Origin of the sequence: Alteromonas sp. KUL42 (genome assembly GCF_006538325.1) — a bacterium.
In the GTDB taxonomy this organism is placed as follows: Bacteria; Pseudomonadota; Gammaproteobacteria; order Enterobacterales; family Alteromonadaceae; genus Alteromonas.
Map to the genome: position 1 here is coordinate 68,713 of NZ_BJKK01000008.1, position 19,268 is coordinate 87,980.

Annotated in this window: 16 protein-coding genes and 2 pseudogenes; 8 read left to right on the forward strand and 10 right to left on the reverse strand. The window is 42.1% G+C overall.

What is annotated here, in order from left to right:
• Position 1 precedes the first annotated feature (1 nt).
• Entirely contained in the window at positions 2 to 1,273 is a 1,272-nt protein-coding gene (locus EYR97_RS12390; protein WP_131094114.1) for a diguanylate cyclase, read from the forward strand.
• Positions 1,274 to 1,431: 158 nt separating this feature from the next.
• Here EYR97_RS12390 and EYR97_RS12395 read toward each other — a convergent pair whose 3' ends face one another.
• Positions 1,432 to 3,441 (reverse strand): bifunctional diguanylate cyclase/phosphodiesterase, encoded by a 2,010-nt coding sequence (locus EYR97_RS12395; protein WP_165478042.1) that lies wholly within the window; start codon positions 3,439 to 3,441, stop codon positions 1,432 to 1,434.
• Positions 3,442 to 3,661: 220 nt separating this feature from the next.
• On the opposite strand from EYR97_RS12395, the gene EYR97_RS12400 reads away from it, so the two are divergent.
• Together EYR97_RS12400 and EYR97_RS12405 are read left to right on the forward strand one after the other, a co-directional pair.
• The gene (locus EYR97_RS12400) at positions 3,662 to 4,321 is read left to right on the forward strand and encodes a TetR/AcrR family transcriptional regulator (protein ID WP_131094116.1); all 660 of its coding nucleotides are present in this window, start codon (positions 3,662 to 3,664) and stop codon (positions 4,319 to 4,321) included.
• Positions 4,308 to 5,144: a hypothetical protein gene (locus EYR97_RS12405; RefSeq protein ID WP_131094117.1), complete on the forward strand. Its 837-nt coding sequence runs from the start codon at positions 4,308 to 4,310 to the stop codon at positions 5,142 to 5,144. Before EYR97_RS12400 ends, EYR97_RS12405 begins: the two co-directional genes overlap by 14 nt.
• Positions 5,145 to 5,150: 6 nt before the next feature.
• Here EYR97_RS12405 and EYR97_RS12410 read toward each other — a convergent pair whose 3' ends face one another.
• From EYR97_RS12410 to xdhA, 7 genes and pseudogenes are all read right to left on the reverse strand, one after another.
• Positions 5,151 to 6,416 carry a urate hydroxylase PuuD gene (locus EYR97_RS12410; protein WP_131094118.1) on the reverse strand — a complete coding sequence of 422 codons (1,266 nt, stop codon included), beginning with the start codon at positions 6,414 to 6,416 and terminating at the stop codon, positions 5,151 to 5,153.
• Positions 6,417 to 6,432: 16 nt separating this feature from the next.
• Positions 6,433 to 7,728: a guanine deaminase gene (gene guaD / locus EYR97_RS12415; protein ID WP_131094119.1), complete on the reverse strand. Its 1,296-nt coding sequence runs from the start codon at positions 7,726 to 7,728 to the stop codon at positions 6,433 to 6,435.
• A 5-nt stretch (positions 7,729 to 7,733) separates the two neighbouring features.
• Positions 7,734 to 8,079 (reverse strand): annotated as a pseudogene (gene uraH / locus EYR97_RS12420) (hydroxyisourate hydrolase).
• Between the two features lie 16 nt (positions 8,080 to 8,095).
• Positions 8,096 to 8,600: pseudogene (gene uraD, locus EYR97_RS12425) on the reverse strand (2-oxo-4-hydroxy-4-carboxy-5-ureidoimidazoline decarboxylase).
• A complete protein-coding gene (xdhC, locus tag EYR97_RS12430) occupies positions 8,587 to 9,477 on the reverse strand; it encodes a xanthine dehydrogenase accessory protein XdhC (RefSeq protein WP_131094120.1) in 891 nt (296 codons plus the stop codon). Before xdhC ends, uraD begins: the two are co-directional and overlap by 14 nt.
• Entirely contained in the window at positions 9,474 to 11,870 is a 2,397-nt protein-coding gene (xdhB, locus tag EYR97_RS12435; protein ID WP_131094121.1) for a xanthine dehydrogenase molybdopterin binding subunit, read from the reverse strand. The genes xdhC and xdhB overlap by 4 nt, the downstream gene beginning before the upstream one ends.
• Positions 11,863 to 13,320 carry a xanthine dehydrogenase small subunit gene (xdhA, locus tag EYR97_RS12440; RefSeq protein WP_131094122.1) on the reverse strand — a complete coding sequence of 486 codons (1,458 nt, stop codon included), beginning with the start codon at positions 13,318 to 13,320 and terminating at the stop codon, positions 11,863 to 11,865. The genes xdhB and xdhA overlap by 8 nt, the downstream gene beginning before the upstream one ends.
• Before the next feature lie 453 nt (positions 13,321 to 13,773).
• On the opposite strand from xdhA, the gene EYR97_RS12445 reads away from it, so the two are divergent.
• From EYR97_RS12445 to bamE, 3 genes are read left to right on the forward strand one after another with little or no spacing between them, the layout of a single operon-like run.
• A complete protein-coding gene (locus EYR97_RS12445) occupies positions 13,774 to 14,418 on the forward strand; it encodes a TetR/AcrR family transcriptional regulator (protein ID WP_131094123.1) in 645 nt (214 codons plus the stop codon).
• A 1-nt stretch (position 14,419) separates the two neighbouring features.
• Entirely contained in the window at positions 14,420 to 15,352 is a 933-nt protein-coding gene (puuE, locus tag EYR97_RS12450) for an allantoinase PuuE (protein WP_131094124.1), read from the forward strand.
• A gap of 22 nt (positions 15,353 to 15,374) precedes the next feature.
• Complete coding sequence (gene bamE, locus EYR97_RS12455; RefSeq protein WP_131094125.1) at positions 15,375 to 15,632, forward strand: outer membrane protein assembly factor BamE; 258 nt, start codon at positions 15,375 to 15,377, stop codon at positions 15,630 to 15,632.
• A gap of 129 nt (positions 15,633 to 15,761) precedes the next feature.
• Here the strand turns inward: bamE and EYR97_RS12460 are convergent, their stop codons facing one another.
• Positions 15,762 to 17,093, reverse strand: coding sequence for an NCS2 family permease (locus EYR97_RS12460; RefSeq protein ID WP_131094126.1), 1,332 nt, complete (start codon positions 17,091 to 17,093; stop codon positions 15,762 to 15,764).
• 280 nt (positions 17,094 to 17,373) lie between these two features.
• Between EYR97_RS12460 and EYR97_RS12465 the strand changes: the two genes are divergently transcribed.
• Positions 17,374 to 18,372, forward strand: coding sequence for an adenosine deaminase (locus EYR97_RS12465; protein ID WP_131094127.1), 999 nt, complete (start codon positions 17,374 to 17,376; stop codon positions 18,370 to 18,372).
• Positions 18,373 to 18,393: 21 nt separating this feature from the next.
• Here EYR97_RS12465 and EYR97_RS12470 read toward each other — a convergent pair whose 3' ends face one another.
• On the reverse strand, positions 18,394 to 18,750 hold the full coding sequence (locus EYR97_RS12470) for an Hpt domain-containing protein (RefSeq protein WP_131094128.1): 357 nt from the start codon (positions 18,748 to 18,750) through the stop codon (positions 18,394 to 18,396).
• A 129-nt stretch (positions 18,751 to 18,879) separates the two neighbouring features.
• Here EYR97_RS12470 and EYR97_RS12475 point away from each other — a divergent pair, with 129 nt between their 5' ends.
• Complete coding sequence (locus EYR97_RS12475; RefSeq protein WP_131094129.1) at positions 18,880 to 19,212, forward strand: two-component system response regulator; 333 nt, start codon at positions 18,880 to 18,882, stop codon at positions 19,210 to 19,212.
• Positions 19,213 to 19,268 lie beyond the last annotated feature (56 nt).

Here is a 19,268-nt window from a genome sequence, read left to right on the forward strand (position 1 = left end):
CATGTTTGAGAAGACCTTTCACTTTTGTGCTGTTGGGCTTGCACACGTAAGCCTAGATGGTGAATTCATTAGAGTTAACAAAAAGCTTTGCGAGTTTTTGGGCTATCCAAAAGAAATATTAACCCAAATGACCTTTCAAGAACTCACCGTGCCCGACTATCTTGATGAAGATCTTACTTACCTTAATCGCTTACTAAAGGGCGAGATACAAGACTACACCTTTGAAAAACAATACATTCGCAGTGACGGGAAGATAGTGTGGGGAAAATTAATGGTCTCTCTTGTCAGAGATAAACGAGGTAACCCGGAGTGTTTTATTTCTGTTGTTGAAGATATTGATGATAAGAAACGTTTAGAAACCGAGTTATTTCAAGTAGAAGCCTTATTTAGCAAAATCGTAAGTGCTTTTTCAGATCGCACATTTATATGGGTTGCTTCATCTGACTTATGTACTCTTAAGTACGTGAATAACGGTTTCAGTACTATTTTCGGTTGCAATGAATATGAGCTTTACTGCAACCCTACGGCGTTTATAAATCACGTTCATGAAGAAGATAAAGCACGGGTTCACGCTGTATTTAATGAACGTCCACTACAAAATTGGGACATTGAATATCGTATTGTGGATGCAAACGGAAGTATAAAGCACTTGCACGATAGAGGAAGTTTGATTTACGACGCCAGTGAGCGACGGACTCTTATTTTGGGTACCGCAGATGATGTTACCAAGGAAAAAGCGCAGCAAAATGCGCTGGTGAAAGCGGTTGCCAAACTAGAAAGACTCTCTAAAACTGATGCGCTTACAGGATTAGATAATAGGCGAGAGATATTTCATCAATTATCTAATGAAATTAGCCGAATGGAGAGAGGCCAGAAGTCTTCAACTTTGGTGTATGTCGACCTCAACGACTTTAAAGTAATCAATGACAAATACGGACATAAGATTGGAGATAAAGCACTTTTGCACTTTTCACAGACAACACAATGCCTGCTTAGGGAAAGTGATAGGTTTGGCCGAATAGGCGGGGATGAATTTGTCATTTTGTTATACGGCACAAACGTAGTGGAAACGGAAGCGTTCTTTGAACGATTTACACAGAGTAAATTTACGCTCAAATTGGAAAATAGCGAAGACTTGCCAATTTCGTTTAGTTTAGGCTGGGTGGAGTGGAACGATAAAATTAAATCTGTACAAGAGTGGTTAGATTTAGCGGATGAGGCGATGTATCACAAAAAGCATCGACCTGATCAGTATTCATGCAATACAAAATGAGTCAAAGGGCGGTGTTACTTTAAACGTGAACCGCTAAAATCGCTAGACAGTCATGCGTTTTCTAATCCATAAAATCAAATTGTCAGTTATCAGGGTAATGTCAAATGTTATTGATTTTTAAGCCAAAATTGTGAAGGTGATGTTCCTTAGTTTCAGCTCTATTTTGTTTGTCTTAGTTGATTCTTCTTATTGTGATTGATGGCTATTTGTTGATATATGATTTCAATTGGTAGCGGCTTACTGAAATAAAAGCCTTGTACCGTATTAGCGCCTACTTGCTCAACTAACGAGAGATGGTGCTCATTTTCTACGCCTTCAATTACTAGTGCTAGGTTCATAGATGAGGTTAGGTTTACCACTGCATTTAATATGTTTAATGCTGTCTCGTCATCATTTTCATCGAACTGTAAACATGCTTTATCTAACTTCAATGCATTAATAGGTAGTGTACGTAAATAATAAAAAGAGCTATAGCCCTTGCCAAAATCATCAATAGCAATTCTTACACCCATATCTCGAAGTTTCGTTAAAACACGTATTGATTTATCTACGTCGGAAATCAATTCGTTCTCTGTTATTTCCAACTCTAGCTGACTAGTGTGAACACCTGAAACTTCACAAACGGTTTTTATCAGTTCGACCAACCGATCACTTTTGAGTTGAGAACCAGAGATGTTAATGGCAAGGTCTAAAGTAGGAGCTATTCTTGAAATTTGTCTGAAATCTGTGCAGGCTTTATTTACAACCCATTCTGTTAGCTCAGAATGGAGAGAATATTGGTCAGCTATTGTGATGAACTCTTGTGGACTAACTGCACCAAATTCAGGATGTTGCCAACGACACAGTGCTTCCACACCAACAATAAGTCGATTACTAGTGTTAATTTTTGGCTGGTAAACGAGGCTAAATTCACCCGAGAGAAGGCCCGGTACAAAATCTTTGGCAAGACGCGCCTGTCTGGAGGCTGAGTATCCCATGTCTTCAATGTAGTTGCACGAGCGTTGTTTTGTGCTTTTCGCAAAATACATGGCTAAGTCAGATGCGACCAATAGTTCGTCAAAGTTCTTGCCATCTCTAGGATAAGCACTTACTCCAATACTGGCGGATAATTGGTGCTTTATATTTTTGTATTCGAAAGGTATAAGCATGGCTGCTTTTATTTTCGTAATGTAATTGCGCAACTCACAATCGTTAAAATTTGGAATATAAACAATAAATTCATCACCACCGAATCGAGCAATCTCAAACTCGTCATCTAATGTGCTTTCAAGTCTTGTAGCTACAAGCTTAAGTATCTCATCGCCATATGCGTGCCCATAGTTATCGTTTATTGGTTTGTAGTTGTCTAAATCGATGAACAACAAATTAAACTGGAGCGATTTGTTCTTTTCTATTTGGCTGTTGACTTTGTCCCGTAAATAGGCGCGATTTTTTAATCCGGTTAACTGGTCGTGGTATGCTAACTGTTTTAATTTTTGCTTATAGTTGTGGTCTGATGTTATGTCAGAGAATACGCTGACGTATTTTACTGGACCATTATTTAAGGGAATTTGACTAATGTTTTGAAAAGATGCGAACAAAGTTCCGTCTTTTTTTCTGTTCCACAACGTACCCGTCCAAGCACCATCACGTATAATTGAATGCCATAAATCTTGATAAAAGCCTTGGTCTTGTTTGTTTGATTTCAGAATACTTGGGCGCTTTCCAATGACCTCTTCGTAGGAATATCCAGTAATCCGACTAAATCCTGCGTTAACAGATAGAATAAAACCATTCGCATCTGTAACTAATATGCCCTCTGACGTATTTTCGTAAACAATTTTTGCTACTGAAGGAATTTGCAGAAATGATGAAGGACTCTTAACGAGATCTACTGTTCCCTCGATTTTAATCTCTCCATTACGGTCACAAATGCGCTTTACTTCGGTTTTGACCTGCAATGTTTCATTATTTTTTGATTTCAGAGTCGTTTCGAGTACTCCATTTTTTGATTTTCCAAGAAATAGCTTACTAAATTGCCGTAATACACTGAAGCGATTGATGGCCGGAATGGCTGAAATTAACTCTGCCGACGAGGGTGAATTATTTAGAGTTAGCGCTTCTTGTAAATCTGACGATAGATACCAAGAGTTATTATTGGATGAGTAAAACCAAAACGCGGCTGTCATTGTGTTAATTGTTTTCCTTAACCAGTTTGTTATTAATGTATACATAAATAAACCAAAGGTCTAGACTATTGGTCTAGTGGTGTTAATGATGATGGGTTTTTATTTACGTATTTTTTACATCTTAACCTGAGATCTGAGCATTGTTCCGAGAAAAGAATCGTGCTCTGGTATACAATAAGGTTATTCCGTTACCTTGAGTAACTATGTTTGAGGAGATAAATTGAAACGAGACTCCTATCACGATAAAAGACAGGCAATTATTGATAGCAGCTTCTTACTTTTTTTTAAGAGTGGCTTTTGTAATGTAAATTTGCAAATGATGTTGAAACAAGCCGATGTATCCAAAGGTACTTTTTATCATTATTTTAAGTCGAAAGAAGGGGTCATTGAGAGCTGCTACGAACACGTAGTGTCTAGTTTTCAAAAACAGATCAAAGATATTCTCAGTGCAGCAGATATGGGTCTTGCAGAGAAATTGATTTTTTTTATCCACTGGCCTGCTTCGTATATTTTATTAAATACAAATGGCATCAGGCTATCGCTTGCTGAATTTATGGCGTCTTCTGGAAATCATGAATTAAGGCGAGTCTTCGAGACAAGGTATGTCGATATAATTATAGGCTCATTAGAATTGTTACTGGTTCGTGCAAACCAGCGTGGTGAAAGTCAGGTAACTCACCCAGAAATGAGTGCTAAGTTGCTAGCAATGATTATGTTACCACTTGTTTATGAGATACCAGCGTTGTTGAAACCTGCCGATGGTCGCGAGGATGATTCTAGTATTTTAGAAGCCGGACTTGAGTGTATTGAGCGAACCTTAAAGCTAGAGGCGTACTCTATGCGAGGCCTGTTAAGTGATTTACAAAATGAGTGTGCTTAATATAAATGACTCTGAAGAATCGATGCTTCATGAAAATTGCCCAGGAAACTGCAAAGGATGTGTATTGGCTTCAAAATGTGAGATGCCTTACAAACCGGAGTTTATCGCGTCAAATGAATGTTACTGGTTGATGCAGGACGAAAAATTTATACTTGCAAATGAAGCGACAAAGCATGTTTACAAAGTAAATGATCCTGTTGAATTTGTAGGTTTAACACCTGCTTGTGTTTCCCCAAAGCTACAACCTTGTGGTTTGCCATCGAGCTTACTTGCATCAGAGGCAATTGCGCACACTAAAAAATACGGAGAGTGTAACTTTAGTTGGATGTGTGCTGATATTAGCGGCGGTACACAGGTTCCTATGCGTATCCATTTAACATTGATAGACAAGCATGCTCCTAATTTTATTTTGGCTAGAGGAAAAGTTCTATCTCAATTGTTTTTGCCTGAAGTTCTAAACATTGAACATATAAGCCAGCAACTTGAAGAGTTGTTCCTTATGCTTTTGAATGCTTCATCAAAGAGCGATATGACTATTGAAGATCAAATAACATTCTTTAGACAAATGTTAAAACGAGTGGTAAGACGCGCTAACGAAACGAATACCACACAGGTAACAGATGTTTCCTCAACAACTTTTTTAATAAGTAACACGCTACAGCAACTACTCATTGAAAAAGAACCTTCTGAATGGCTTATAGTAGCGTTTTTAGAAAGTGTAGAACGTACACTCAATTTACCTGATGGTGAGCTTAGTACTTCACCGATCTTTTACAAGCTGTTGAAAACATTGGTATATCGCTCGTCAGCTAAAAGCATATGAGATGCGTCAGTTAAACGGTTCTTTGTTGCGTTGTTCAAACCACTGAGCTAACAACTGCCTTTCTTCTTCAGTCATGCCGGTTTTGTTTAAAAAGGGCATGTCTTTGGTTACCGCTGCACGCCGAACGATTTGCGGTGCATAGCGTTCAATGTCTTCCCATGAATCTAACACCACACCTAACGGCGCAACTTTGAATATATCGTCACTTGGCGAGCGTGAATGACAACTAACGCAGTGGGTTTCGATGAGGCTTGTTACTTGCTGGTCTGACACCACATTATTGTGAGCATCTGTTCCTGCTGTTTTTGTTGATTTAGGCAAAGTAGCTTGAGGTAAACCACTTTCTGCATATTTGTTTTCTACTTTGGTCGACTGTGGCCATGACACCCACAAGGTGATCGCCAACATGGCTACCGCTCCCGATACTAAAATACTAGGCTTGGTGGTTCCTACATGACGCAAATTAAAGAAATGGCGTATCCATGCGGCTGCCGCCATGATAGCCATAAGTACCAGCCAGTTGTGTGGGTGCTGATAGGTCATAGGGTAGTGGTTTGAAATCATAATAAACAGCAGTGGCAACGTAAAATAGTTATTGTGAACCGAACGCAGCTTGGCACTAGCACCCCAGTTCGGATCAATATCTTTCTTTTGTGCGACAGCGGCTACCATTTTGCGCTGGTTTGGCATGATATTAAAAAACACATTACCGGCCATAATGGTACCGATTAGCGCACCCACGTGAATGTAGGCACCACGACCACTAAACCATTGCGTAGAAAGGTAGCTTACCAAAGTGACTAGGGCGACTAACCCTATACCAAATGCAAGAGGGTATTTGGCTAACGGGCTGCGACATGCTATCTCATATACAAATAGGCCACCAAAAATAAGGCTCAACCCTAAGGCAATTGCAGTAGTTGGCGTCATTGCATTAACTGAAGGGTCGATGAGATACGCTGAAGCACCAAAGTAATAGACAATAATGAGCAAAGCAAAGCCCGATAGCCATGTGGTATAGGCTTCCCATTTAAACCAGTGCAATGTGGTAGGCATTTGCTCTGGTCCATAGGCATACTTTGCCACTTCATAAAAGCCACCGCCGTGAATGGCCCACAAATCGCCCTTAATGCCTTTGTCTTGTTTCCATTGAGGAGGTGTACGTAAGTTATTATCTAACCAAATAAAATAGAAAGACGCACCTATCCAAGCAACGCCGGCAATAACATGAAACCAACGTACGAAAAGACTCAACCAATCTAGCCACGGCATTATTATTCTCCTTATTCTATTGTGGTGATTTCTTTGTGTAACAACAGCGACCACTTATCCACGTTTGCTCTATAGCACGATCGTCACCCAAAATGCTTAGGGCGAAGAACACATCATCAAACGTTGCATCTTGTTTTATTCGAAGTGATGTTAATTCATCAAATCTTGGCTCAACGACAATGAAGTCGGCCATTGAACCTGGATTTAAGTTGCCTATCTCGTCATCGAGTCGATGGGCTAGTGCAGCACCTTGTGTCATTAAGTAAAAGCCTTCCAATGGGCAAATAGGTGCATTGCGTAGTTGGCTTACTTTGTAGGCATCAGCGTATGTATTGAACATATTAAATGTTGTACCCGCACCCACGTCAGTGGCTAATGCAACATGGACGTTATTGGCTTTAGCCGATGTCATATCAAACAAGCCACTGCCTAAAAATAAATTCGAAGTAGGGCAGAAAGCCAATGTGGCATTGGCTTCACTTAGTCTTGTCCACTCGTCAGGCGATAGGTAAATACCATGACCAAATACGGCGCGTTCGCGCACTAAATTGTATTTGTCATATACATCCAAGTAGCTATTAGTATTTGGGAAAAGACGCTTTACCCATGCTATTTCATCTAGGTTTTCAGACAAATGAGTTTGAATAAATACATCTTTATACTGCTGGGCAAGTTCACCCATTGCCGCTAATTGTGCATCGGTGCTGGTCGGTGCGAAGCGGGGCGTTAAGGCATAGCGGTTACGCCCTTTGTTGTGCCAGGTTTCTATAAGTTGCGCACTGTCTAGTTGTGCACTTTGTGCAGTGTCTTGTAGCTCGCTGGGGCAGTGCCTGTCCATACACACTTTTCCGGCTATCATTGCCATGTCTATTTCGCTTGCTGCGCGAAATAATGCATCGCAACTTTCTTTGTGAACCGTAGTAAATACCAGACCTGTTGTGGTTCCATTTTTAACAAGTTGCTGTAAGAAAACCTTCGCTATGGCTTCTGCGTGCTGGTTATCAGCAAATTGCATTTCTGTTGGAAACGTATAGTTTTCAAGCCAGCTTAATAGTTGCTCACCATAGTGGGCAATGCTTTGTGTTTGAGGGAAGTGTAGATGACTGTCAATAAGACCCGGTAAAACCCATTTCCCAGTGAGATCTTTAATTGCCGCATTGGGGTAGCGCTCGGCAATTTCACTATAAGGGCCGATATCTTTAATGTGCTTACCGTCAATGACAAGGCCGCCGTCTTTGTAAATAGTGATGTCTTTGTTGTACTCAGACGTACGGGTTGAAAAGTGCGCAATACTTGCACGAAATAGCTGCATGTGTGTTAGCTGCCTCTGTAGCTACTGAACCCAAATGGCGAGATAAGTAATGGCACGTGGTAGTGCCCACCATTTGGTTCAAGTTCAAATGTAATATCAATATGCGGGTAGAAGCACTGCTTGTGATTCGCTTCTAAATACGCTTTGCAATGAAAGCGTAATGTATAAATGCCTGCTTCAAATGATGCTTCAACTTGCGTTTTTTTCTAACCCTAGCCACTGCTTACAGCGACCATCATCATCTGTAATGCCGTCTAAGGTTTTACCATTAGGCAGTGTTAGCGTAAGTGCAATACCTGATGCAGGCTTTCCGAGTGTCGTGTCTAGTACATGACTTGATAATGTATTCATTCGAATTCCTTAATACTTATACAAGTGCTTTGCTAATGCGTAATAGCGTAATGTTAATTTGTTGCGCAGCGGCATTTTGTAGCTCTTCATCAGTGCTATTAGGAAGCCTTTTCTGAAGTTCTTCTAGCATAGTCTCAGCGGATAATCCCGTTGCACAGATAATAAAGATAAACCCATGTTTGTCTAAGTACGCATGGTTCGCTTCTTTCAATGCATGTAGAACCTCATCTGACGCACTTGCAGTGCCAGATTGTTCACCCGCTGCAATGGCTTTGGTATTGGCAAAGTTTTTTGCGCAATGAATCCACATCACCAATCATAGGGTGTGCTTTGAAGGCCTCTAGATAGTCGTCATTAGTGCAAGATTGCCACGCTTGTTTTGCGCTGGCTTCAAGAGCATCAATGGATGAATAGGGGCGTGTACTCACCATTTTCTCTATCCACGCGTTTGCCGCGCAGCACTGTTCAAACCATGCCGATGCAGCATCATTATCTAACGTATTTAGTTCATCTAAGGTCATCGACAGTGTCCTTTATGTGTTTCTTCGTAGTTTCTTGTTGCAACGCTTTTTTACCCTGCTCAGCTGGTTTGTGATGCAACAAGTTTATAATTTGCGCAGCAATAGAAACCGCCACTTCAATGGGACGCTTTCCGGGTACTGCAGGGTTACCTATAGGCGTATGCAACCTTGCAAGGGTGGTTTCATCGAATCCTCGGTGCGTTAATTTGGTCATAAAGCGTTTGGCTTTCGTATCAGAACCAATAAGACCGATAAAGGGCAGTGACGGATACTTAAGCGCATTCTCTGTAATACGATAATCAAGCTGATGATCGTGGGTAAGAATGATTAACCAGCTGTTATCACTTAAGTGACGCACTTCAGTTTCTGGCTCTTCTTCTATCACAACTTGCACGTTAGCGGGAATTTGCTCTGGAAATAGCTCGTTTCTGCTGTCTATCCACGAAATACGAACCGGTAACTGTGCCAGTATTGGTACTAAGGCTTTTGCCACATGACCTGCACCAAAAATGGCAATATGTTGCTGGTGCATATTACAAACGTCAAAAAGCACTTTTACCGCACCACCACAACATTGACCGAGTGACTGACTCAGAGGGTAACTGTGCAATTCTGTGCAGGCTTGTCCTTTTGCCAAATAGGCGCGAGCGCGGTTAATGGCATCAAATTCAAGGTGACCACCACCAATGGTATCGATACTTGAACTGGCCGTAACCACCATTTTACTGCCACTTTCTCTTGGTGTTGAACCTGCCGTACCTACAACCGTTACCAGCACGTAGGCTTCGTTTGATTGCTGACATTGCTCAACCGCTTCATACCACGTTTGAGGGCGCCAAGAAGACGTTTTCAACGCCTTGTTCGCTTTGGTGGTCATACCGACTCCTTTGCATTTTCTGTTGCACTTTCTTTTGCATTGGGCGATGTAACTCTAGCTTGAATGTCTGCAATGGCATTGAGAACGCGTTCTGGTGTGGCTGGTGTATCTAATGCAGGGTCTACGGTATACCCAGATAAACTGGAAATGGCATCTTTTAATGCACACCACACCGAAATAGCCAGCATGAAAGGGGGCTCACCGACGGCTTTTGAGTGATAAATACTGTCTTCTGCATTTTCGCGTCCAAACAGCGAAACATTGAACGTCTTGGGTGTATCGCCAATTGCCGGAATTTTATAGGTGGCCATATTCTCGCTAATAAGTTTGCCTTTGTTGTTCCATTTTAAGTCTTCGGTTGTTAGCCAACCCATACCTTGAATAAATGCGCCTTCAATTTGGCCTATATCGATAGCGGGGTTTAAGCTGTTACCCACATCGTGGATAATGTCGACGGCATCAACAGTGTATTCTCCGGTCAATGTATCTACTGACACTTCGCTCATGGATACACCGTATGCAAAATAGAAAAAGGGGCGGCCTTCACCGGTCTCTCTGTTGTATTGTAGTTTAGGGGTTTTGTAAAAACCGCTAGCCGATAGCGATACACGCGCAAAGTAAGCGCTTTGAATAAGTTCTACAAAAGAGATGCTGTGCTTGCCGAGTCTTACTTCATCGCCCACAAACTCAACCAAGTTTGCATCATCAGCACGACTTAAGCTTTTGGCATAACATTCTGCGAGTCGCGCTTTCAGTGTTAAGCATGCATTTTGTACGGCTTTGCCGTTTAAATCAGTACCACTTGATGCCGCGGTAGGTGAGGTATTAGGCACCTTATCGGTGCGGGTGGCGGTAACCTCTATCATGTCGATACCAACACCAAACTCATTGGCGGCAATTTGGGCTATTTTGGTATGTAAACCTTGCCCCATTTCAGTACCGCCGTGGTTAATCTGAATACTGCCATCAGTGTATATATGTACTAACGCCCCAGCTTGGTTTAGGTGTTTGGCTGTAAATGAAATACCAAATTTCACAGGGGTCAGGGCTAGGCCCTTTTTAATGATAGGGCTGGTGCGGTTAAACGCGGTAATGGTTTCTCTGCGCTGCCAATATTCTGCTCTCTGTTCTAGCTCATCTATCATTTCCGGCAGTAGATTATGCTCTATCTCCATGCCGTAAGGGGTAACGGTACCTGTTGATGGTCCGTAGAGGTTGCGTTTTCTCACCGAAAGCGGATCAGTGCCAAGATGTCGAGCAATCTTGTCCATCATAGCTTCAGCCATGATCATCCCTTGTGGGCCACCAAACCCCCGGTAGGCAGTGTGCGATACCATATTGGTTTTTAATCGATGACCAACAATGTCACTGTTTCCCAGAAAGTAGCCGTTGTCGGCGTGAAACATGGCTCTATCTACAATGGCATCGGACAAGTCCGGTGAGTGACCACAAATACCATTGATTTCCATGCGCGTGGCTTCAATTTTGCCCGTATCATCAAATGCTACATCGTAACTGTTTTCGAAAGGGTGACGCTTGCCCGTAACGTGCATGTCGGTAAAGCGTGGCAAACGAAGTTTCACTGCGCAGCGGTTTCTCGAAGCCAGTAAAGCGGCGATACACGCCCATTGTGCTGCTTGGGTCTCTTTACCCCCAAAGCCGCCACCCATTCTTCGCATATCAACCATTACGCGATGAAGTTTTACATTAAGCACTTCGGCTACTAGCTTTTGCACTTCGCTGGGGTGTTGACTAGAAGTATAGATTTTCATCCTGTCTTCTTCGTCAGGAATGGCTAAGCTCACTTGTCCTTCAAGGTACATGTGTTCTTGTCCACCAATACTCAGGTTTCCGTGAGTTTTATGCGTAGCTGTCTCAAAGGTACTGTCAACCTTAGCCATTTCTTGACCAAAGCGATGAAGTGGGCGTACAAACTCAGACTGGGCGTGAGCTTCATCCGCGTTCATTATTGGTGATGCTTCTTCTACGTCTATTTGCCCTTTAAGTGCAGCCTGTCTGGCAAGCTGAACAGAGGTTGCCAGTACGGCAAATACAGGTTGTCCAAAAAACTTTATTTCTTGATTGGCAAGTAGTGGGTCGCCTTCAAAAACAGGACCAATGTCTTTGTGACCGGGTACGTCGTCTATGGTAACAACATCTACAACGCCTTCGCTTTGGCGCACATTATCAAGATTAATGCCGGTGATTTGACCTTTAGCACATTGGCTCAATCCTACAGCAGCATAAAGCGTACCTTGGGGTTCTACAATATCATCTACGTAGTTAGCGGCGCCTTGAACTTGGCGAGGAGCACTTTCGTGTTTAGATGAAACATGAACGACGTTATTTGATGGTGATTGTTGTGCATGTGCTTTGTCTATCAATTTACGCATGTTGCACCACCCGTGTTTCAATTTTGTTTTCTGTTTGATTTTCTAACCAGAAGCGATGCCATAAGTTAGCTAATACTGTTTTTCGATACGCTGCACTTGCGCGTACATCGTCAATAGGCGTAAAGGCATCATGTAATATCTGTTTACCAAGGGTTAAACACTCTTGGCTAGAAAGTGGTTTTCCAACTAATGCATTGTTAAGGGCGTCACATTGAACAGGCGTTGCTGCTACACCCCCAAACCCTGCAGAAATATTTACGATAACATTGTTCTCTACCGTGACATTGAACACGGCACACACCGCAGAAATGTCATCTTCAAATCGTTTGGATATCTTATACGCTGCAATTTTTTGAAACGAGCTAAGCAAAGGAATTTCTATCGCGGAGATCCACTCATTGACGGCGAGTTTTGTTTTGCGATAGCCAACAAAAAACTCGCTAATAGGAAGCTTTCTTACGGCTATACCATTGTCGATATGCAACACGGCATTTAATGCAAGCAAAAGAGGCGGGGTATCGCCAATAGGTGAAGCATTGGCTACATTGCCTCCTAGCGTGGCTTGGTTGCGAATGGGCAATGATGCAAAACGGGTAATCAGCTCTGCAACTTGTGGAAACCTCTTCAGCATAAGTGGTGCGGCATCGTTTAACGGAACCGCTGCACCAATTGTAAGTGAATGCTCTGTTGTGGTGCATTGTTTCAGTGCATCAATGTGGCAAAGGCTGATCAGTTTATTCACATTTTTCAGTTGCTGTGTAAATTGTAAGCTTAAATCGGTACTACCGGCGACAAGCTGAGCGTCAGGGTTTTGCTCAATAGCATCACGCAATGCTTCGCGGGTGGTTGGCATTAAAATATGCCCAGTACCTAGTTGCATATCACTAGCATCTTCAAGCCCTGAAAGCGCTTTAAGCTTTTTAAGTGTGGTAATCGCGTTTTGAGTAAACTGGTCATTAGGCGCTTGAGCACATGCGGCTAAGGTTGCTTCAATAATAGGACGGTAACCTGTACAGCGGCATAAATTACCAGACAGAGCATGTAAAACGTCGTCTCTATTGGGCTTTGTATTGCTGTGATAAAGCGCAAACATAGACATTATAAAGCCTGGTGTACAAAAACCACATTGAGAGCCGTGGTATTCTACCAATGCTGCCTGTACGGGGTGCAAGTTGCCGTTACTACTTAAATGCTCTACTAAAATAAGCTGCTTGCCATGCACGGCACTCATTAGCGTAATACAACTATTAACCGTGCGATAATGCAGGGTGTTTGGTTTTTTTGCATCAGGCTCTGCAAGCACCACAGTACATGCGCCACAATCACCCGCAGCACATCCTTCTTTTGTGCCGGTTTTCTTGCGATGTTCGCGTATGTACTGGAGAAGTGTGAGGTCAGCTCGCGCTTCTTCTAATTCAACGGTGTCTTGATTAATAAGAAAGCGAATCATGTTCACACCTTCTAGTTACGTTCATTGTTGTGTCCATTAATATATCGATTATTTAATCATAAAAGTAGACCATTTGGTCAATTTTTTGCTTATAAAAAATGGCCAAGTCTAAAAAGGCCATATTTTTTAGATGAAATTAAGCAGTGTATTGTGTTTCGCAGTAACCTTTCTTGGTAACTGCAAAGAAGTAATACTGGGCTAACTTAAATAACTCCTAAGCGCGTTGTAAGCAGGTTTTAAGCAATTTCTAAGAAAGTCTCAAGCAAATTTTATGCTAGCTTTTAACTTGATAATTGTATTGTTGATAAAAAGACAACGGGGCTTGAGGTATTATATATTTTTGCAATGGCCTGCTTCTTGTTATAAAACCATTAAAAGACGTTCGTTATAAGAGTGGCGAGTTCTTTTACTCACGGCGCTTGCAGAACAGATTGTAAAGGAATTTGAATAATAATGATTAAGGTGAAAGGCGCTGATGCTGGTGTTGGCGCGATGAACAGAAGAAAGATACTCCAAGCAGCTGAAAAGTGTTTTGCCCAGTTTGGCTTGAAGGGAACCGCAGTGCAGTTAATTGCTGATGAAGCAGGGCTGCCAAAAACCAACGTTTTGTATTATTTCAAAACCAAGCAAGAGCTTTATGTGGCAGTACTAGAAGAAACCCTATCACTGTGGAATTCTCACTTTGATAAAGCCACGGTGAATGATGATCCTGCCATGGTGCTTGCAGCCTATATTGCTGAAAAAATGGAAGTCTCACGAACCCATCCCCTCGCTTCAAAGATTTTCGCGATGGAAATTATCAACGGTGCGCAAAACCTTAGTGGCTATTTCGATGAAGAGCACGCCTTGTGGATGCAAGGGCGTTTAGCGGTAATCGATGCTTGGATAGCGGCCGGTAAACTGCCGCCTATTGAAGGTGAGTACTTGCTATATACCATATGGGCAAGCACGCAGCATTATGCCGATTTCTCTGCACAGATTACCCGTTTACGCGGTAAGAAAATGACCAAGGCAGACTTCGAGAATGCCACTAAACAAGTCATTAAGCTTGTACTTGGCGGTTGTGGGTTAGCAGTACCTGAGGCGTTTAAGGAGTAGTATGTCAAACTCACATTACCCAAGAGACCTGATTGGTTACGGTGAAAACGTTCCAAATGCAGCGTGGCCTAATGGCGCTAAAATAGCCGTTCAATTCGTTTTAAATTACGAAGAGGGCGGAGAAAACTGCGTATTACATGGCGATGAAGCCTCAGAAGTATTTCTATCGGAAATTATTGGTGCACAAGCCTATAAAGATCGCCATTTAAGCATGGAGTCTATCTATGAATATGGTAGTCGAGCAGGCTTTTGGCGCTTACATCGCTTAATGACAGCGTATGATGTGCCTGTTACCGTGTTTGGCGTAACAATGGCAATGCAGAGACACCCTCAAGCAGTACAAGCCATGATGGATGCCGGATGGGAAATAGCTAGCCATGCAATGCGCTGGGTTCACTACCAAGATATGGACGAAGCGCAAGAGCGCAAATTGATAGACGACGCCATAATATTGCATGAACAACTAACGGGTAAAAAGCCCGCGGGTTGGTATACAGGGCGAACTAGCCCGAACACCTTGAAGTTAATCGCCGAACGCGATGACATTCTTTATTGTGCAGACTCGTATGCCGATGATCTGCCTTATTACGATTGTCATTACAGTAAACCCTTACTGATTGTGCCTTACACGCTGGACACGAATGACATGCGCTTTGCTAGTCCACAAGGCTTTAACAGTGGCGATCAGTTCTTTACCTATCTGAAAGATGCATTTGATGTGCTCTATGAAGAAGGAGAATTCGCGCCTAAAATGCTATCCATTGGCTTACATAATAGAATAGTGGGTCGCCCAGCAAGAATGGCATCACTAAAACGCTTTATCGAATATGTTAAATCTCATGATAAGGTATGGTTAGCTACCCGCGAGGATATCGCACGCCATTGGCTAAGCACACACCCTGTTACGAGCGCAGAAATTGACGAGCTCGAGTAAAAAAAGTAGAAAGGATAACGTTATGAAAACAAAAATGATTGCTCTAGTAATGGGAACACTTGCATTAACTGCATGTTCAAAATTAACCAAAGAAAACTACGACAAGCTTGAAGTGGGTATGACACAACAAGAAGTGGAGACTATTTTGGGCTCTGCTGACAATTGTGGTAAAACTTTGGGAACACTAGCTTGTGTGTGGGGCAACGAAGACGCCAAACACGTTAAAATTGTATTTATGGCTGATAAGGCAATTACCTTCACTTATGAAGGCCTAAAGTAAGCTTTCCTTACTGTTGTATCAAACTACAAAAGGTGGCATTGCCACCTTTTTTGCATTTTAAGCATGAGTTTTGATAAACGACCATGCTTGGATAAAACGTCTCTACTAAGAGCGTTAATTTTCGTTCTTTTATTTAAGGTCGAGCATATAACGCAACAGAAATACAATTGCCATGGCATAGGTTAATAGTGATACTTCTTTGTATTTTCCCGTGCCCACTTTAATACCAACGTAGGTAATAAACCCAAGTGCAATACCTTCACTAATGCTAAAGGTAAGTGGCATAGCAATTAACGCTACGGATGCCGTTGCAAGATCTCCTAAATCGTCAAAATCTACCTGACGGATAGATTCCATCATTAAAATACCCACCATTAATAAGGCTGGTGTTGTGGCCATGAGTGGAATGACTTTCATCAACGGCGTTAAGAATAGCGATAATAAGAAGCAAATAGAAACTACCACGGCAGTTAACCCAGTTCGCCCTCCAGCAGAAACGCCCGTTGCAGATTCAACATAACTTGTCACCGGAGATGTTCCCACGCAAGCACCAACCACACTTGCTGACGCATCCGCCGTCATAGCCGCACCAATTTTCGGAAGCTTACCGTTTTCATTTAACAGGTTTGCTTTTCGCGACACGCCGATAAGTGTACCAATGGTATCGAACATGTTTACAAACATAAGTGCGAAGATTAGGTCCCAAGTTTCAGCAAGGTGGTGTACGGGATACCAAAAATCCATGGCTAAGAAGGTAGTGGATATAGACTCTGGCATACCAACAATAGCGCTAGGCGTCGCGGTTAATGTGCCACTTTCTGTGGGTATAAATGCGCCAATTACTGTTAATGTGACGATAGAAATCAAGATAGCGCCAGTGACGTTTTTCACCATTAAAACAATAGTGAAAATAATACCGGCTAGCGCAAGCATAACGGCAGGGTCTGACAAGTCACCCAGTTGCACGAACGTTGCGGGGTTATCAACAATAAGCCCTGCATTTTTTAATCCGATGAACGCAATGAATAACCCGATACCACATTGAACACCTACTTTCAGCGCAGGTGGAATAGACTCAGCAATTTTCGTTCTAACACCGGTTAAAGAAAGCAGAAGAAACAGAATACCGTTCCAAAACACAATACCCAATGCGGCATCCCAAGGAATTTCGCGACCTAAACAAATGGTAAAGGCAAAAAAAGCGTTTAAACCCATTCCTGGTGCTAGTGCAATGGGGTAGTTTGTCATTAACGCCATTATTAGCGTGCCTAAACAGGCTGCAATAGCAGTTACGGTTATAAGTCCTTCTACTGGCATGCCACTTAACCCAAGAATACTGGGGTTGACCACCAAAATGTACGACATGGCGGCAAATGTTGTCAGACCCGCAATAATTTCCGTTTTAATGGTAGTGCCGTGGCTTTGAAGTTTGAAAAGCCGTTCAAGAATGAGGTTGGACATTTAACTATCTCTTTTTGTGTTCTATCGACTGTTTATTTTGGAAGTTAAAGCAATAAGCTGACCAATTAGTCAACTTGTTGGTGCGTTTTGTGCTATCTTTTTACAACCAGACGACACAACACCATTGAAACAAACAACAAAGCGAAATAATGATGTTACTATGCGGCTAACATTGCCCTAGAACGCGATAAAAATTCGTTAATAGACAACAATAAAGATAAACTACTCTGCACCAAATGCGCGCCTTCGCCTTGTATTGGTGCAAAAAAGTGAGGGGACCATGTCGCTATCATCAATAATAAACAACATTCCCAAAGCCGAGCTTCACCTTCATATTGAGGGTAGCTTAACGCCTGAGCTCATGTGGCGTCTTGCTGAAAAACACAGTGTATCACTTCCTTATGCTAGCGTGGAAGAAATTGAAGCCGCCTATAATTTCGAAGATCTACAAAGCTTTCTAGACATTTACTACGCAGGGGCAGGGGTACTTAAAGACGAAGATGACTTCTTCGCTTTAATGTGGGAATACCTTACGCGATGCCACCAAGAAAATATTGTGCATACCGAAATTATGTTCGACCCACAAACGCACACTGAGCGTGGGATTGGTTTTGACGTATTCATGCCGGGCTTTCTAAAAGCAATGAAAAAGGCCGAAGGCGAGTATGGCATCAGTAGTTTTCTCATTATGTCGTTCTTACGTCATTTACCTGAATCGTCCGCTTTTGAAACATTAGCATTGGCAGAGCCTTACTATGGGGATATAAAAGCAGTAGGTCTTGATAGTTCAGAGTTAGGGCATCCACCGTCTAAGTTCGAGCGAGTTTTCAAAAAAGCTAAAGCGTTGGGGTTTAAAATTGTTGCTCATGCAGGTGAAGAGGGGCCGGCATCTTATATCTGGGAAGCTATTGAGCTGCTTGACGTTGATAGAATTGACCATGGTGTGCGTTGTCAAGAAGATGAACGCTTAATGGATTACTTACAAGAAAAGCAAATTCCCCTTACCGTATGCCCGCTAAGTAATTTAAAGTTGTGTGTAATAGACGATATGAAGCAGCACAACATTATCACTCTTCTTGAGCGTGGGTTATTGGTTACGGTGAATTCTGATGATCCAACGTATTTCGGCGGTTTTTTAAATGAAAACTTCGAAGCACTAGCAAACGCACTGGACATAAATGAAGGTGTTATAAAAGCATTAGCCATTAACAGTTTTAAAGCCAGCTTCTTAAGTGAAGAGCGTAAGTCGCTCTTTGTCGATAAAATTGCGCAAATGTAGTGGTAGTTTTAACGGCAAACGTCAACGATGAGAGTGAATCAATTCAATGGTTGCTTGAATTAGAGCATTTAAATTGGCCAAGTGATCATTTATCTCGTCGAGGTTTCCTTCTTTGGCTAGAAATTCCATTTGCGCAGCGCGCTCTCTGAGCGCATCTGCACCTACATCACCTGAGAAACCTTTTAACGCATGACTGTGAAAGCGAATCGCTTCCGCGTCTAAAATCAATACAGCCTCGTTGACGGCCTTTTGCTTTTGCTCAATTTGCGATAGAAACATGTCTGCAATTTTATTAAGCAAAAGTTCATTACCGCCCAAACGGCGCAGTGCAGTCGCTCTGTTCCATAGCGCGTCATTGTTGGCAAGCTCATTGTTCATCACGGTGCTCTTACTAATTGTATTTGTACTAGTTTAAACTAAAGACGGTACTACTGTCTAAAGCGTTGAGTATACGTTTTTTAAGTACATTTTCGATTGTCTGACTAAAAAACAACTCATGTACAATTTATGAACAAAGATACACAGGCTCTAGGCATATCTGGCTTTGAAATCTGTAAACAGTTAAAAGAGCATGTGCTAATGTTTGTTATCCCCGTTATATTCGTGACTTCACATAGTGATCCCGAAACTAAACGGATGGTATTAATGCTCGGTGCAATACAATCAATATCGAAACCTGTCGATATTGAATTGTGTCGTATTGGAGTGAAAAAACATCTTACTATCCAAGAGCAAAGGCCAAACGTGAACGGATGTCTATGTATGATATTAATATCGTTAAATCTAGCAATGATTGCTACACTGATATACGAGCAGAGGATTGCCTTGGAATCAAAGTAGGTATCAAAATGGGATTTGAAGTAGAAATCAAAGTGCCTACTTCCTTTACATAATGA